Raw genomic sequence first — 14,832 nt, 5'->3', positions numbered from 1 at the left:
TGCCTAAGCCAACCTCTCCATCACCTCTTCGGACATTTCGTAATTGCCCCAGACGGTCTGGATATCATCATCATCCTCGAGCGTCTCGACCAGCTTGATGAGCTGTTCGGCATCGTCGCCGGAGACTTCGACGGAGGTCTGGGGCCGCCAGGCAAGGCCGACGCTCTCAGGTTCCCCCAGAGTCGCTTCCAGTGCACGGGCGACCTCGTGGAGGCTGTCCTGGGCCGTCCAGATCTCGTGGACCTCCTCGCCGGACTGCACGTCCTCGGCCCCGGCCTCGATGGCCGCCTCGAGCACGGCATCGGCCGAGCCGACGGAAGCCGGATAGCTGACCAGGCCCAGCCGCTCGAAGCCGTGGGTCACCGAACCCGAGGCGCCGAGATTGCCGCCATTCTTCGAGAAGATGGTGCGTACGTTCGTCGCGGTCCGATTGCGGTTGTCGGTCAGCGCCTCGACGACCAGGGACACGCCGCCCGGGCCGAAGCCCTCGTAGCGGATCTCCTCATAGTCCTCGGCTTCGCCGCCGCTCGCTTTGTCGATCGCCCGCTGGATATTGTCCTTGGGCATCGATTGGGCCCGGGCGGCGTTGACCGCGGCGCGAAGCCGCGGATTCATGTCCGGATCGGGTGCGCCCATCTTTGCCGCGACGGTGATCTCGCGCGACAGCTTGGAGAACATCGCCGAGCGCTTCTTGTCCTGCGCGCCCTTGCGGTGCATGATGTTCTTGAACTTGCTGTGGCCCGCCATGGCCGCCGCTCCTTCCGCTCAGGCGAGGCCCAGGGCCGCCTTGTAGGTTTCGAGCAACGCCTCCGCTTCCTGCCGGGCATTGCTCTCCATCTTCCGAAGCCGCACGACCGCGCGCATCGTCTTGGGGTCGTAGCCGCGAGCCTTGGCTTCCGCATAGACGTCGCGGACATCGTCGCCGATGGCCTTCTTCTCCTCCTCGAGCCTTTCGATCCGCTCGATCAGCAGCCTCAATTCGTCGGCCGCGACATTTCCTTCCGCCAATTCACGCTCCATGTTTGGGGTTGAGGCGACGCTCTAGGGTCCAGACCCCTGACCGGCAAGGGTCGACTGCCGTAGGCGGCAGGCGACTCAAGCGGGTTGCGCTGCCGAGATGAGTGGTTATGGGCGCCAGGGGCGCGAAGGCGAGACTGGAGGCGGTCGTGACGGATTGGCAGACAATGGCCGACAGGAAGCGCGGGTTGGGCGGGGACCCTGACGACGCAGCCGATCGGTTGCCGCCACTCCCCCGAAGGATCGGACTTTAGAATGCCGGCGAGAGAGGCTTCGCCGAGCCGGTTCGTCCCGCGCACCCGCAAGGTCCGGATCCTCGCCACCCTGGGCCCGGCGAGCAGCGATCCGAAGATGATCCGCCAGTTGGCCGAGGCCGGCGCCGACGCCTTCCGGATCAACATGAGTCACGGCAGCCATGCCGACCATGCGAAATTGATCGCCGCGATCCGCGGCCTGGAGGCCGAGCTGGATCGGCCGACGACGATCCTCGCCGACCTGCAGGGGCCGAAGCTCAGGGTAGGCCGATTCAAAGAAGACCGTGCCGAGCTCCGCAGGGGACAGACATTCTGCTTCGACCGCAGCGGCGAGCTCGGTGACTCGGAGCGGGCGAACCTCCCCCACCGCGAGATTTTCGAGGCGGTCGAGCCCGGCGCGCGGCTGCTCGTCGACGACGGCAAGCTCGTCTTCCGCATCGTCGAAGCGGACCGCGACCGGATCGTGACCAAGGTGGAGGTCGGCGGCACGATCTCCAACAATAAGGGCCTCAACCTGCCCGACGTGCTGCTGCCGCTCGCCGCCTTGACCGAAAAGGATCGGTTGGATCTCTCCTTCGCGCTCGAGCACAATGTCGATTGGATCGCTTTGTCCTTCGTGCAGCGGCCGGAAGACGTCGCCGAGGCGCGGCGGCTGATCGGCGGCAAGGCGGCGCTGCTCGCCAAGATCGAGAAGCCGGCGGCAATCGAGCGGCTGGAAGGGATATTGGAGCTCGCCGACGCCGTCATGGTGGCGCGCGGCGACCTTGGCGTCGAGCTGCCGCCGGAGGAAGTGCCGCCGCTTCAGAAGCGGATCGTCGAGGCGGCCCGGCGGCTCGGCCGGCCGGTGGTCGTCGCCACACAGATGCTTGAATCGATGATCGGCTCGCCCTCGCCGACGCGCGCGGAAGTGTCGGACGTCGCCACGGCCGTCTATGACGGCGCCGACGCTATCATGCTGTCGGCCGAGAGCGCGTCGGGCAAGTTCCCGCTCGAAGCGGTCGCGATAATGAACCGGATCGCCACCAGCGCCGAGGCGGATCCGACCCATTATGCCCGGGTCCACTTCACCGAGACGCTACCCGACGCGACGACGAACGACGCGATCGCGCGTGCCGCCGGCGAAATGGTCCGAACCGTCGGAGCCTCGGCGATCGTCTGCTTGACCAGCTCCGGGTCGACGGCGCGGCGCGTGGCGCGGGAACGGCCTACCGTGCCGTTGCTGGTGCTGACGCCGCAGATCAAGACGGCGCGTCGCCTCGGCTTGCTCTGGGGTGCCCACGCGGTGCGCACCCGCGATGTCTCCAGCTTCGAGGAGATGGTCGGCAAGTCGAAGCGGATGGCGCTTCGCCACGGTCTGGCAAAAGGGGGCGGCCGGATCATCGTCACAGCGGGCGTTCCCTTCGGCACTCCCGGATCGACCAACGTCATCCATGTCGCCCGGCTGCTCGGCGACGAGTTGGAGCGGCACCGGGGAAGCTGAGAGTTCGCGGCCGCGGTCGGGTCGGGATCAAGCTTCCCGATTGGCGGGCAACAGCGCCGGGATCTCGTCGGGCAGTTCACGGGCGAGGAATCCAATTCGGCCGACCCGCTTGGTCAGCCGCCGCCCCGCCTGCGCGTGCAGCCACGTCCCCCACAGCAAGGCGGTGAGCGGATCGGCTCCGCGGGCGCAAAGCCCTCCGACGATCCCCGCCAGCACGTCGCCGCTGCCCGAGGTGGCAAGACCGACGCCGCCGCCCTCCAGGCGGAAGGTTCGGCCGCCCGGCGCGGCGATGAAGCTGGCGCCGCCCTTGACCAGCGCATGCGCGTTGAACCGCCGCGCCGCCTCGCGCGCCGCTTCGGCCGGATCCGCTTCGATCTCACCCCGATCCCGGCCGAGCAGCCGCGCCATCTCGCCGGCGTGGGGAAGCAGGATCACGCCGTTCGGCCACCTGCAGACCTGGGCGCAGAGCGAAGGCAGGCAGTCGAGCACGGCGGCGTCCAGCACCAGGGGGCAGCCGGCGCCGCCGTCGAGCAAGGCGGCGAGCAGTTGCTCGAGCGGGCGGCCCGGCTGCATTCCGCAGCCGACGGCCACGGCCTGCGCGGCCTTTGCCCAGCGGACCAGCGGCGCAATCCCTTCCTCGGCAATGCAGCCGTCATCGGTCTCGGCATGGCCGATGACCCGCGCTTCCGGAATGGCCACCGCAAGAGCCGCCGCGATGCTCTGCGCGGTGCCGATCTGAAGCTTGCCGGCGCCGGCGCGAAGCGCCGCCACGCCGGAGAGGCGCGCCGCGCCCGCCAGCTCGCGGCTTCCGGCGATTACCAGCAACCGGCCGCGATCCTCCTTACCCGAATCCTCGGGCACGTAGGGCAACGGAAAGGCACGCAGAAGCTCGGCGTCCAGTGATTCGGGCTCGCTCATCGCGCACCGGGTATCGCAGCGAAGGGTCGTATTCGTCTCACCGCTGGGAGAAAGCACGAGGCGCCGGAGAGTTGCCGGTCTTTCGAACCCGGAGGCTAGAGCAGGCGCTCCGCCTCCAACCGGGCACGTAGCTCCTCGGCGGTGGTAAAGAGATGGGCGTGGAGGCCGACCGCGGCCGCGGCCTCGACGTTGATGAGCCGGTCGTCGACGAATAAAGCATCCTCCGGGCGAAGACCGAAGCGATCGAGCGCAAGAAAGTAGATGGCCGGATCCGGCTTGAGCAGCTTGACCTCGCCCGACACGACGATGTCCCGGAAGCGCGCGAAGAAGTCTCGTTCCCGGGCATGGAAGGGCGGCCAGAAATCGGCCGAGAAATTGGTGATCGCGTAGAGCGGCACGCCGCGGGCGTGGAGCTCGTCGACGATCGCCGGCATGCCCGCAACCGGATCGGTGATCGTCTCGCCGAATCGCTCGCCCCAGGCGGCGATCAGATGGGCATATTCGGGAAATTTCTCGGAAAGTTCGGACGCCGCTTCGTCATAGGGCCGGCCGCCGTCAAGCGACTCGTGCCATTGCCAAAGGCCGGTATCCTCGATGAAGCGCATCCGCGCTTCGTCGTCGGCGATCTGCCGCACCAGGAAACTGTCGGGATCCCATCCGTAGAGAACATTGCCGACATCGAAGATGACGGCAGCCGGCGGGGACTCGGGCAGACTCATGACGGCTCCCCGACTTTCGCTGGGGATCGGTCGACCATGATGCCGACGGCGCGGAGCCTCAGCCCTGGCGCGCCTTGAAGCGGCGGTTCGTCTTGTTGATGACGTAGGTGCGGCCCCGGCGGCGGATCACGCGGCAGTCGCGATGGCGCGACTTGAGGGACTTCAACGAGTTGCGGATCTTCATGGCTGGGACGCCCTGCCTGTCTCTGTGCTATGCTGTTGCCGGAAAGCGAGGCGCTCACCTAGTCAGCGAGGCCCCCCAAGTCAAGCATGGCGGTGGGGTTTCGCCCCGGGCCGACGGCAGCAATCCTATGCTCCCTGGCCTCTGAAACAACTGCCCTGTTGGAAGATCCTTCCAATTCAGGCATCAGGCACTCATGGACCGCACCGATATCAAGATTCTCGCCATCCTCCAGGAGGATGCTTCGCTGCCGGTGGCCGAGGTGGCCTCGCGCGTCAATCTGTCGCAAACGCCATGCTGGCGTCGGATCCAGAAGCTCGAGGCACAGGGCGTGATCCAGCGCCGGGTCGCGATCCTCGACCCCGATTCGATCGGGCTCGGCCTTTCGGTGTTCGTCGAGATTGAGGCCGCCGATCATTCGCCGGAATGGTTGGGCGGCTTCGCCGAAACGGTCGCGGCGATGCCGGAGGTTATGGAGGTGTACCGGATGGCCGGAGACGTCGACTACATGCTGCGCGTCGCCGTCGGCAGCATGGGTGAGTATGACGATTTCTATCGACGCCTGATCGCCGAGGTGCCGCTCAAGAACGTCACCTCCCGCTTCGCCATGGAGCGGGTGAAGAGCACGACTGCCTATCCGCTGCAGCGCCAGCTCCAGGACCCGAACCCGGTTGCAACCTGACCGGCTCGCTCCGGCCGCTCGGCCGGAAAAAGAACCCCCGGGGAGACCGGGGGCTAGGGGACCATTTCGGACAGGGGCCTCGGCGGATCGTCGCGACCCCTTCGCATCCCCGTCAATGCGGCAAGAATGACCCGGCGCGGACGCCACCGCAATGCGCGAGCGCGGGCGCGTTCAACTTTGCACGATCGCACTCCCCTGCCGGCTCGGCGCAGCAGGCTTATGCCAAGCCGGCGCGCCGGATTGGCAGTTCATTCCAGCATAGCGCGCAGCGGTTCAGCCCACGAGGGAATCACGCGCGGGAATCAGTTGCCCAGGCCGCGGTCAGCCAAATGCCGTTCCCACGCGAGCGCATCTGCCACGATGGTGTCGAGCCGGTCGCGTTCCGGCCGCCAGGGCAGGGTGGCGAGGATCCGCCGGTTGTCTGCGACGAGCCGCGGCGGATCGCCGGCGCGTCGGGGCGCAAGGCGGCGCTCGATCGTCACGTTGGTCGCGCGATCGACGGCGTCCAGCACTTCGAGCACCGAAAAGCCCCGGCCATAGCCGCAATTCATCACGTGGCTCGCACTCGGCTCGCCGATCAGCAGCTCGAGCGCCAATACATGGGCGGCGGCGAGATCGCTGACATGGATATAGTCGCGCACGCCGGTTCCGTCGGGCGTGTCATAGTCGGTGCCGAACACGTCGACATGGCCGCGCTTGCCGCTTGCCGCTTCCACCGCGACCTTGATGAGGTGCGTGGCCCCGGCGGTCGACTGGCCCGAACGGCCCTGGGGGTCGGCGCCGGCGACGTTGAAATAGCGAAGGGCACAGAAGTTCATCGGGTGGGCGGCCGCAACGTCGGTCAGCATCCGCTCCGTCATCAGCTTGGACCAGCCATAGGGGTTGATCGGTTCGGTTCGGGCGGCCTCGCGCACCGGCACCTCGTCCGGAATGCCGTAGGTGGCCGCGGTGGACGAGAAGATGAAGTGGCGCACGCCGCCGCGCACGGCCGCTTCGATCAGCGCGCGGCTCTTCACCGTATTGTTCTCATAATATTTGAGCGGGTCGACGACGGATTCGGGCACGACGACCGACCCGGCGAAGTGCATCACTGCGCCGATCCGGTGCTTCTCGATCAGATCGGCGACCAGCGCCTGGTCCGCAATGTCGCCGCAGGCGAAGACCGCCTCGCGCGGGACCGCCCATTCGAAGCCGGTAGACAGATTGTCGATCACCACCACCGGCCAGCCCGAATCGAGCAAAGCGAGCACGGCGTGGCTGCCGATATAGCCGGCGCCGCCGGTCACCAGCACCGGCACGCGATCTTCCTTCGTCATCTTTCCTCCCACCCCGCTGTGCGATGCAGCGAATATGTTCCAGGCTCGTTTCAGGTCCTATACAGTCCCGTGCGCTGAGGAGGAGGTGGGTGATGAAGCAACTCGCGGCAGTAAGTACGCTCCTCGTCGCGCTTTTGCTCGTCGGCGGCTGCCAGACCACCGATCAGGGCCGGGGAGTCCAGCAGGGGGTGTCGGTCACTCGCTTCCATCTCGGCCAGCCGATTGCGCGCGGGGAGATCGCGGTCGAGGCGGCAGACCCGGCCGAGGCGAACAGTCTTGAATTCTCCCAGCAGGCGGCCTCGGTGGCGCGCGAGCTGCGCCGGCTCGGCTGGGTCGTGGCACCCGGCAACGTCAATACCGAGCAGGTGGCCGTGATCCGGGTCGCGCAGGGCAGCCGCCTGGCCCAGCGTTCCCGCTCAGGACTCAGCATCGGCTTCGGCGGCGGCACCGGCGGCTATCGAAGCGGCGTCGGCGTCGGCCTCGGCGCAACCATCCCGGTCGGCGGCCCCAGCTCGGGCGAGATCGTGCTCACTGAACTCTCGGTCCGAATCCAGCGCAGATCCGATGCGACCATTGCCTGGGAGGGACGGGCGCGGCTCGAGGCGCGCGGCGATGCGCCGCTCGCCAGCTCCGTCGCCGCGGTCGACCGCCTGGCCTGGGCTTTGTTCAGCGACTTTCCCGGGGAGTCCGGCGCGACCATATTGGTGCGCTGAGGCCCGCCTCCGTCTGGCGCTCCTGGGGACTTCCCCGTTCCGCGCCCTCTGACTATGGGAACCCCATGACCCTATCCGTTTCGAGCGCCTTCGATGGCGGCAACATTCGCCTGATCTCCGCCGATGGCGATCGCCTGGACCTCGAGATCGTCCGGGACCACCAGTCGGACTTCTACCAATGGTTCTACTTCCGCGTGACCGGAGGCGCCGGCCGCCCGCTCGAGCTGCGACTGACCAACGCTTCCGGTTCGGCCTACCCGCACGGCTGGCACAATTACCGCGCCTGCATGTCCTACGATCGGGAAGATTGGAAGCGGATCGACTGCAGCTACGCGGACGGCGTCCTGACCCTGCGCACGACACCGACTTCGGACAGCGTCTGGTTCGCTTATTTCGCCCCCTATACGATGGAACGGCACCACGACCTCGTCGCCTCGGCGGCCGCCGTGGAAGGAGTCGAGTACCGGTCGCTCGGCCAGACGCTCGACGGCCAGGAGCTGGATTATTTCCGCCTGCCCGGGGGGCCGCTTCAGGTCTGGCTTTATGCGCGTCAGCACCCTGGCGAGACGATGGCCGAATATTGGATGGAAGGCGCGATCGAGCGGCTGCTCGACGATTCCGATCCGGTCACGCGGCGGCTTCGCGAGCAGGCAACCTTCCACATCGTTCCCAACATGAACCCGGACGGATCGCGCCGCGGACACCTGCGCACCAATGCCGCCGGCGTGAACCTCAATCGCGAATGGCACGCGCCGAGCCTGGAACGCAGCCCCGAGGTGCTTCACGTGCTGGAGGAGATGAAGAAGACCGGGGTCGATTTCGCGATGGACGTTCATGGCGATGAAGCGATCGCCGCCAGCTTTCTTGCAGGGTTCGAGGGAATTCCGAGCTGGAAGCGCGAGCAGCAGGACCTGTTCGACGCCTTCAGCGCGGCACTGGTGCGGATCTCGCCCGACTTCCAGACCGAGAAGGGCTATGAGATTCCAAGGCCCGGCGAGGCCAATCTGTCCATGTCGACGGCTCAGCTCGCCGAGCGGTTCGGCGCCTGCTCGATGACCCTGGAGATGCCGTTCAAGGACAATGACGACCTTCCTGACCCGGTCTACGGCTGGTCGCCCGAGCGCTGCCGGCTGCTGGCGCGCGCCTGCCTGGACGCGCTGCACGCGATTGTCGGCAGGGTGAAGGAGTATCGTCGCTAATGCCCCGGCTGGTTCTGATCCGCCACGGCCAGTCGGCCTGGAACCTTGAAAATCGCTTCACCGGCTGGTGGGATGTCGATCTCACCGAACAAGGGACGGCCGAGGCGAAGGCTGCGGGCGAGCTGCTCGCGGCCCGGGGCTTCGACTTCGACCTGTGCTTCACGAGCGTCCAGACGCGGGCGATCAAGACTCTCCACATCGCCCTGGAGGCGATGGGCCGGCTCTGGCTTCCCGAAGAGAAGCATTGGCGGCTGAACGAGCGCCACTATGGCGGCCTTACCGGTCTCGACAAGGCCGAGACTGCGGCGAAGCACGGCACCGAACAAGTCCATATCTGGCGCCGCTCGTTCGATATACCGCCGCCGGCGATGGAGCCGGGCAGCGAATATGACCTCGCCAACGACCGCCGCTATGCGGGGGTAGAGGTGCCGACGACCGAGAGCCTCAAGCACACGATCGAACGGGTGCTGCCCTATTGGAATGACAGGATCGCGCCTGCGCTCCGGGCGGGCGAGCGGGTGCTGATCTCCGCCCACGGCAATTCGCTGCGGGCGCTGGTCAAGCATCTGTCGGCGATCCCGGACGACGAGATTACCGGGCTGGAAATCCCCACCGGCCAACCGATCGTCTACGAGCTGGACGAGGGCCTGAACGCGGTCGAGCGATATTATCTGAAGGACCGATAGTCGGGGCCAGCTTCATGCCGGCCTAGAGCCCGCCTGCGGCGGCGCCCGGACCGACCAATCGTCCGGCCAAGCCGGTGTTCAGAATTCCTTGATGCGCTGCAGGTTTCGGTCGGCGCGGGCGAGGACGTCTTGGGCTCTGTCGCCGGGAAGAATCGTGGCGACGCCGATCGTTGCCTCGACGCCCACCGTCGTGTGGCCGAGGTCAAGCGGGCGCTCGGCGATGTAGCGGGCGATTCGCTCGCCGGTATCCATCGCCGAATCGGGATCGAGATGGTCGAGCAAGAGGCCGAAGCCTCGGCCGATGCGGGCAGCGACGTCGCTGGAGCGGATCAGCGACTGGAGCAGCCTGGCCACATGGGCGAGCGCGGCGTCGCCGGCGATCCGGCCGTGCCGTTCGTTGATTGCGGCGAGGCCCTTGAGATCGATCGTGATGAGCGCCGACGGCGTGCCATGACGATCGGCTTGGCCGACCGCGCGGTCGAGCTGACGCTCGAGCTCGCCCGGTCCGGGTAGGCCGGTGACGGGATCGCTGTCGGCTACCTGCTCGAGGTCCCCGATCCGCGCGCGGCTTTCGGCAAGCGCCGCGCGTAGCAGCGCATTCTCGTCAGCCAACCGGCCGAGCGCCTCGCGCACCTGCGGCGTGAGCTGCTCGGGCGGGATGGACCCGTGAATGTCGATGGGGGGCGCCATTCGGATGGATGTAGCGCCGAGAGGGTTAACAAGCGGCGAAGACCGAAAGGCAACCCGTCGAGCGGAAACCTGTCGGGCAGCGAAGCGCCGTTGCCCTTGTCGACCGCGCTGGATAGGTATGGCGCTCACGGAGCGGACGGAAGGCAGATGGCAGTGCAAGCGCCCCTGGTCGGGATCATCATGGGCAGCCGCTCCGACTGGGAGACGATGCGCCACGCCGCCGACATGCTCGAGGCGCTCGACGTGCCCTACGAGACGCGGGTGGTTTCCGCCCATCGCACGCCGGAACGGCTCTACGAATATGCCCGAAGCGCAGCGGAGCGGGGCTTGAAGGCGATCGTCGCCGGCGCAGGCGGGGCGGCCCACCTGCCGGGAATGACGGCGTCCATGACCCGGCTGCCGGTGCTCGGCGTGCCGGTCGAATCCTCCGCACTCTCCGGCCTCGACAGCCTCCTGTCGATCGTTCAGATGCCGGCCGGGATCCCGGTGGGCACCCTGGCGATCGGCAAGGCCGGGGCGGCCAACGCCGGACTGATGGCGGCGTCGATCCTCGCCACGGCCGACGCGGGTCTGGCGGGGCGGCTCGACGCATGGCGCGCCCGGCAGACCGACGCTGTCGCAGAGCTGCCCGAATGACCGGCCTTCCTGTGACGTCCTCATGACCATCGTCCCGCCGGGTTCCACGATCGGCATTGTCGGCGGTGGCCAGCTCGGTCGCATGCTGGCACTCGCCGCCGCCCAGCTCGGCTATAAATGCCATATCTACGCGCCGGAGGAGGCGCCGCCGGCGGCCGAGGTGGCGGCTTATTTCACCCGTGGCGATTATGACGACGAGGCGGCGCTGCGCCGATTCGGCGCGGAGGTCGACGTCGCGACCTTCGAGTTCGAGAATATCGCCGCCGGACCGCTCGCCGCCCTTGCCGGCGAAGCGCCGCTCTATCCGCCATGCCAGGCGCTCGAGATCGCCCAGGACCGGTTGAACGAAAAGCGCTTCATCCAGGGCCACAATGGGCGCCCGGTTGCCTTTGCCGCCGTCGACGGCGAGACGGCGCTCGCCGCGGCCCTCAAGGAGATCGGCACGCCGGCGATCCTGAAGACGCGACGCTTCGGTTATGACGGCAAGGGCCAGGTGCGCATCCGCAGCGTCAAGGAGGCGGCCAAAGCGTGGAAAGAAGTCAAAGGCGCGCCCTGCGTCGTCGAGGCGATGGTCGAGTTCGATGCCGAATTCTCCATCCTCCTGTGCCGGTCCCCCGAGGGCGAGGTGGCGGTGTGGGATTCGCCGCGCAACGTTCATCGAAGCGGTATCCTCGACCGCTCCACGGTCCCGGCCGACAAGGCTCTTCAGCCGGCAATCGGGAAGGCCGAGGCGCTTGCGCGTCGCGTGGCGGACTCGCTCGATTATGTCGGCGTGCTGACGCTCGAATTCTTTGCAGTCGGTGAGGAAGCGCTGTTCAACGAAATGGCGCCGAGGGTCCACAATAGCGGCCACTGGACGATCGAGGGCTCGCTGACTTCCCAGTTCGAGAACCACATCAGAGCGATATGCGGCCTCCCGCTCGGGGCGGTCGGCCTGGCGGCGCCGCGGGTGGAGATGCGGAACCTGATCGGCGACGAAGTCACGGGCTGGCGCGAAATCCTTGCCGACCGGACGGCGCATCTGCACCTCTACGGCAAGCGCGAAGCGAGGCCGGGACGCAAGATGGGGCATGTGACCCGGCTGCTGGGATTGAGCGGGGGCTAAGTCCCGCCGGCCGCCCTCTCCCCTTGGTCATGCCGCCGGAGGCTGGCATCCAAGCGGATCAAGACAATGGCCCGGCGTCGCCAGATCGCTCCCCCTCAGCGGCTGGGTCGGCTTGAACCCGGTCCCCGCCGAGATGACGACGGGGTCGGCCAGCCCCCGCCCGCCGCTTCCCGCGAGGCCCTACTGGAGCTGCATCACCTCCACGGGAAGGCCGAGGCGGTCGAGCTGGGGACGAACCTGGCTGGCGTCGCCGACTACCACCCAGACGAGGGCGTCGGGATCGACGGCCTGGCGGGCGGCGCGGTCGAGATCGGCGGCGGTCAAGGCACGGTAGCGGCCCGGCAGCGTCTCCTGATAGTCGGCGGGCCGCTCGTACAGGTCGTTCTCGATGATCGCGCCGAGCACCGCGTCGGACGTCTCGAAGCTGCCAGGCAGCCCGCGGACGCTGCCCTGGACGATCCGGCCGAGCTCCTCGGCGGTGACCCCCCGGGGCCCGACGAAGGCGCGGATCTGCTCCTGGAGCGCCGCGATCGATTCACCGGTGCGGTTGGTCTGCACCGGGGCGAAGACGATGAACGGGCTGTGCTCTCGAACCCGGTTGACGAAGGAGAAGGCGCCATAGCCCCAGCCCTTCGTTTCGCGGATGTCCATGTTTAGCCGGGCCGACGCCTGGCCGCCCAGTGCGTCGTTGGCGGCAAGCAGGGCCAGCATGTCGTCGGTCCCCTTGAGCGGCAGGACGGCCCCGGCGAGGATCATCGATTGGGGCGACTGCGGCCGATCGATCAGGACGATCCGGGAGCGGGTCGGCGGAATGGCGCGGGAGAAGTCCTTCGTGCCCTTGGGTGCGGCGGGCACGGCCCATGTGCCGAACCGGCTTTCGAGTTCGCGCGTGATCTCCTCGAGCGTGGTGTCGCCGACGACGAAGATTTCGAGATTGTCGGGGCGCAGCCAGCTCTGGTGCGCCGCGACTATGTCTTCGCGGGTGATCGCCTGGACCGACCCGGCGGTGCCCGAGCCGGTGAGCGGCACGCCGTAAGGGTGCTGCGTGCCGTAGAGCAACGGCGGCAGCGTGCGAAGCGCGATCCCGGTGGGCTGGGTCTGCTCGGAAGCGATCTGGGCAAGGCGCTGGGCGCGAAGCCGCTCGATCTCGCCGGGATCGAAGGCGGGATTCTTGACGATGTCGGCGAGGAGGTCGAGCGACGGTCCGAGATTGGTGACGAGCGCGGAAACGCCGACCGAGGTTCGATCGATCGAGGCGCCGGCGCCGATCGCAGCGCCGAGCCTCTCCTCCTCCTCGGCGAGCTGGATCGAGTTGCGGGTCGCGGTGCCCTCGTCGAGCAGGGCGGCCATGAGGCTCTGCAGCCCCTCGCGCCCTTCCGGATCGGCCGAGAAGCCGGCATCGAACTGCAGCGACACGCGCACGACGGGCACGGTGGCGCGGCGCGCGAAGGTGACTCGGACGCCGTTGGACAAGGTGGCGTGCTCGACCTCGGGGAAATCGAGATCGGTGATCGTGCCGACTTCCGGGATGCGCGAGCGGTCGCCTTGGAAGGTACGCGGTCCGTCCTGCGCGGATTCGGCAGACGGGACGACGGAACCGCCGCCGGAACCCGCCGTCACCTCTGCCAGGCCGGTGCGGGGCAGCGGCGCGAGCGGCTGCTCGCCAGCCTCGGGAGCGCGGAAGTAGAACGGGGCGTGGGTAGCGGGTTGTACCGGACTTGCGGTTGCAACGGCGGTTCGCGGCGCCATCACGCTTCCCTGTCCCGCAGACGATTCCTCATAGTCGCCGCGCTCGCCCGGAACGACGTGGAGCGCATAGACCGGGCGGCTCAGCCAGCGCTGCATCGCCTCGCGCACCTCGGCGGGCGTCGCGGAGGCATATTCCTCGAGCTGGCGGCGATAGAAGCCGGGATCGTCCAGGTAGAGCGCGCCCTCGGCGAGGGCGACGGCCTTGCCGCCGAACCCGCCGACCTGCTCGAGGCCGCGAATGCGGCCGGCGACGGTCTGCATGACGACGCGGCGCACCTCGTCCTCGGTCGGGCCCTGGGCGACGAACTCGTCGATGATCTGATCGAGGCGGCGCGAGACGGCGTCCGCGTCGACGCCGGGCTTCACGTCGACCTGGACTTCGAACATGGAGACCCGGTGGAAGACCTGGACGCCGGCGCTGACCCGCACGGCGGTCTGTTCGCCGCGCACGAGGATATTGTCCAACCGCGAGCTGGCCAGGCCGCCCAGGACGCTGGCGCCGATCTCGAGCGGAACGACGTCTTCATGACCGATCCCGGGGACTACCCAATTGCGATAGAGCCGGGTGGTCGCGACCTGGTCGTGCATCACCTGGTCGACGCGCGCCGGCAAGGTCGGCACGTCCGCCTGGGCCGGGACATTCTCGGGGCCCCGCGGAATGTCGCCGAAATAGCGTTGGACGAGAGTGCGCGCGGTCGCCGTGTCGATGTCGCCGGCGAGCACCAGGACGGCATTGTTGGGACCGTATTTGTCCCGAAACCACTGATGGACGGTCTGAAGCGTCGCCGCATCGAGATCGGCCATCGAGCCGATCGTCGAGTGGCGATAGGGATGGCCTTCCGGGAACAGGTTCTCGAGCTGGGCATATTCGACCAGGCCGTAGGGCTGGTTGTCACCCTGCCTTTTCTCATTCTGCACGACGCCGATCTGATTGCGCAATTTCTCCTCGGTGACCGCGCCGAGCAGGTGGCCCATGCGATCGCTTTCGAGGAACAAGGCGGTTTCCAGCGCCGGCGTCGGCACGGTCTCGAAATAGTTGGTGCGGTCGAACCAGGTCGTTCCGTTCCAGTCGGTCGCGCCGATCTCCTCGAGCCGCGGGAAGAAATTGCCCGGCGCATTCTCCGAGCCGTAGAACATCATATGCTCGAACAGGTGAGCGAAGCCGGTGCGGCCGGCCGGCTCGTCCTTCGACCCGACATTGTACCAGACGCTGACCGCGACGACCGGCGCCTTGCGGTCCTCGTGCACGACGACGCGCAGACCATTGTCGAGAGTGAAGGTCTCATAGGGGATCTCGACTTGGTCGAGCAGCCGACGCAACGCCGGATCCACGTCGGGCTGCGCAGCGGCTTCGGCCGCCAAGCCGGCGGATTGCGGCGCCTGCCCCGTCGTGGTTGCGCAGCCGGCGAGCGTGACTCCGGCGGCGATCGCGAGTGCGGTCAGAAGCTTACGCATACGACTCCCCAATGATGCTGGCCGCGGACGAT

15 protein-coding genes are annotated in these 14,832 nt (G+C 67.6%); 7 read left to right on the top strand and 8 right to left on the bottom strand.

Features of this window, described 5'->3' with window-relative positions; translation table 11 throughout:
* Positions 1–3: 3 nt before the first annotated feature.
* Both EKM57_RS09015 and EKM57_RS09010 read right to left on the bottom strand, forming a co-directional pair.
* On the bottom strand, positions 4–747 hold the full coding sequence (locus EKM57_RS09015; RefSeq protein ID WP_129792182.1) for a YebC/PmpR family DNA-binding transcriptional regulator: 744 nt from the start codon (positions 745–747) through the stop codon (positions 4–6).
* 18 nt (positions 748–765) lie between these two features.
* The gene (locus EKM57_RS09010) at positions 766–1,008 is read right to left on the bottom strand and encodes a DUF2312 domain-containing protein (RefSeq protein ID WP_129792181.1); all 243 of its coding nucleotides are present in this window, start codon (positions 1,006–1,008) and stop codon (positions 766–768) included.
* Between the two features lie 264 nt (positions 1,009–1,272).
* Between EKM57_RS09010 and pyk the strand changes: the two genes are divergently transcribed.
* On the top strand, positions 1,273–2,751 hold the full coding sequence (gene pyk / locus EKM57_RS09005) for a pyruvate kinase (protein WP_129792180.1): 1,479 nt from the start codon (positions 1,273–1,275) through the stop codon (positions 2,749–2,751).
* A gap of 27 nt (positions 2,752–2,778) precedes the next feature.
* Here the strand turns inward: pyk and EKM57_RS09000 are convergent, their stop codons facing one another.
* The 3 genes from EKM57_RS09000 to ykgO all read right to left on the bottom strand — a co-directional run bounded on the left by EKM57_RS09000 (position 2,779) and on the right by ykgO (position 4,572).
* A complete protein-coding gene (locus EKM57_RS09000; protein ID WP_129792179.1) occupies positions 2,779–3,669 on the bottom strand; it encodes an NAD(P)H-hydrate dehydratase in 891 nt (296 codons plus the stop codon).
* A gap of 95 nt (positions 3,670–3,764) precedes the next feature.
* A complete protein-coding gene (locus tag EKM57_RS08995; RefSeq protein ID WP_129792178.1) occupies positions 3,765–4,388 on the bottom strand; it encodes an HAD family phosphatase in 624 nt (207 codons plus the stop codon).
* Positions 4,389–4,446: 58 nt separating this feature from the next.
* Positions 4,447–4,572 (bottom strand): type B 50S ribosomal protein L36, encoded by a 126-nt coding sequence (ykgO, locus tag EKM57_RS08990; protein ID WP_006833921.1) that lies wholly within the window; start codon positions 4,570–4,572, stop codon positions 4,447–4,449.
* Between the two features lie 193 nt (positions 4,573–4,765).
* Between ykgO and EKM57_RS08985 the strand changes: the two genes are divergently transcribed.
* On the top strand, positions 4,766–5,251 hold the full coding sequence (locus tag EKM57_RS08985) for an Lrp/AsnC family transcriptional regulator (RefSeq protein WP_129792177.1): 486 nt from the start codon (positions 4,766–4,768) through the stop codon (positions 5,249–5,251).
* A gap of 302 nt (positions 5,252–5,553) precedes the next feature.
* On the opposite strand, the gene galE is transcribed toward EKM57_RS08985, so the two are convergent.
* Positions 5,554–6,567, bottom strand: coding sequence for a UDP-glucose 4-epimerase GalE (galE, locus tag EKM57_RS08980; RefSeq protein WP_129792176.1), 1,014 nt, complete (start codon positions 6,565–6,567; stop codon positions 5,554–5,556).
* A 92-nt stretch (positions 6,568–6,659) separates the two neighbouring features.
* Between galE and EKM57_RS08975 the strand changes: the two genes are divergently transcribed.
* From EKM57_RS08975 to gpmA, 3 genes are all read left to right on the top strand, one after another.
* Positions 6,660–7,280 (top strand): DUF4136 domain-containing protein, encoded by a 621-nt coding sequence (locus EKM57_RS08975; protein ID WP_129792381.1) that lies wholly within the window; start codon positions 6,660–6,662, stop codon positions 7,278–7,280.
* Positions 7,281–7,345: 65 nt separating this feature from the next.
* The gene (locus tag EKM57_RS08970; RefSeq protein WP_129792175.1) at positions 7,346–8,479 is read left to right on the top strand and encodes a M14-type cytosolic carboxypeptidase; all 1,134 of its coding nucleotides are present in this window, start codon (positions 7,346–7,348) and stop codon (positions 8,477–8,479) included.
* Positions 8,479–9,165 (top strand): 2,3-diphosphoglycerate-dependent phosphoglycerate mutase, encoded by a 687-nt coding sequence (gene gpmA / locus EKM57_RS08965; RefSeq protein ID WP_129792174.1) that lies wholly within the window; start codon positions 8,479–8,481, stop codon positions 9,163–9,165. The genes EKM57_RS08970 and gpmA overlap by 1 nt, the downstream gene beginning before the upstream one ends.
* Positions 9,166–9,243: 78 nt before the next feature.
* On the opposite strand, the gene EKM57_RS08960 is transcribed toward gpmA, so the two are convergent.
* Positions 9,244–9,855, bottom strand: a complete 612-nt coding sequence (locus EKM57_RS08960) for a GGDEF domain-containing protein (protein WP_129792173.1) — start codon at positions 9,853–9,855, stop codon at positions 9,244–9,246.
* Between the two features lie 147 nt (positions 9,856–10,002).
* Between EKM57_RS08960 and purE the strand changes: the two genes are divergently transcribed.
* Together purE and EKM57_RS08950 are read left to right on the top strand one after the other, a co-directional pair.
* Positions 10,003–10,491 carry a 5-(carboxyamino)imidazole ribonucleotide mutase gene (gene purE / locus EKM57_RS08955; RefSeq protein ID WP_129792172.1) on the top strand — a complete coding sequence of 163 codons (489 nt, stop codon included), beginning with the start codon at positions 10,003–10,005 and terminating at the stop codon, positions 10,489–10,491.
* A gap of 22 nt (positions 10,492–10,513) precedes the next feature.
* On the top strand, positions 10,514–11,596 hold the full coding sequence (locus EKM57_RS08950) for a 5-(carboxyamino)imidazole ribonucleotide synthase (RefSeq protein WP_129792171.1): 1,083 nt from the start codon (positions 10,514–10,516) through the stop codon (positions 11,594–11,596).
* 180 nt (positions 11,597–11,776) lie between these two features.
* On the opposite strand, the gene EKM57_RS08945 is transcribed toward EKM57_RS08950, so the two are convergent.
* A complete protein-coding gene (locus EKM57_RS08945; protein WP_129792170.1) occupies positions 11,777–14,800 on the bottom strand; it encodes a pitrilysin family protein in 3,024 nt (1,007 codons plus the stop codon).
* Positions 14,801–14,832: the final 32 nt, after the last annotated feature.

Origin of the sequence: Sphingosinicella sp. CPCC 101087 (genome assembly GCF_004151485.1) — a bacterium.
Taxonomy (GTDB): Bacteria; Pseudomonadota; Alphaproteobacteria; order Sphingomonadales; family Sphingomonadaceae; genus Allosphingosinicella.
This window is presented reverse-complemented; position numbering and strand designations above follow the sequence as displayed.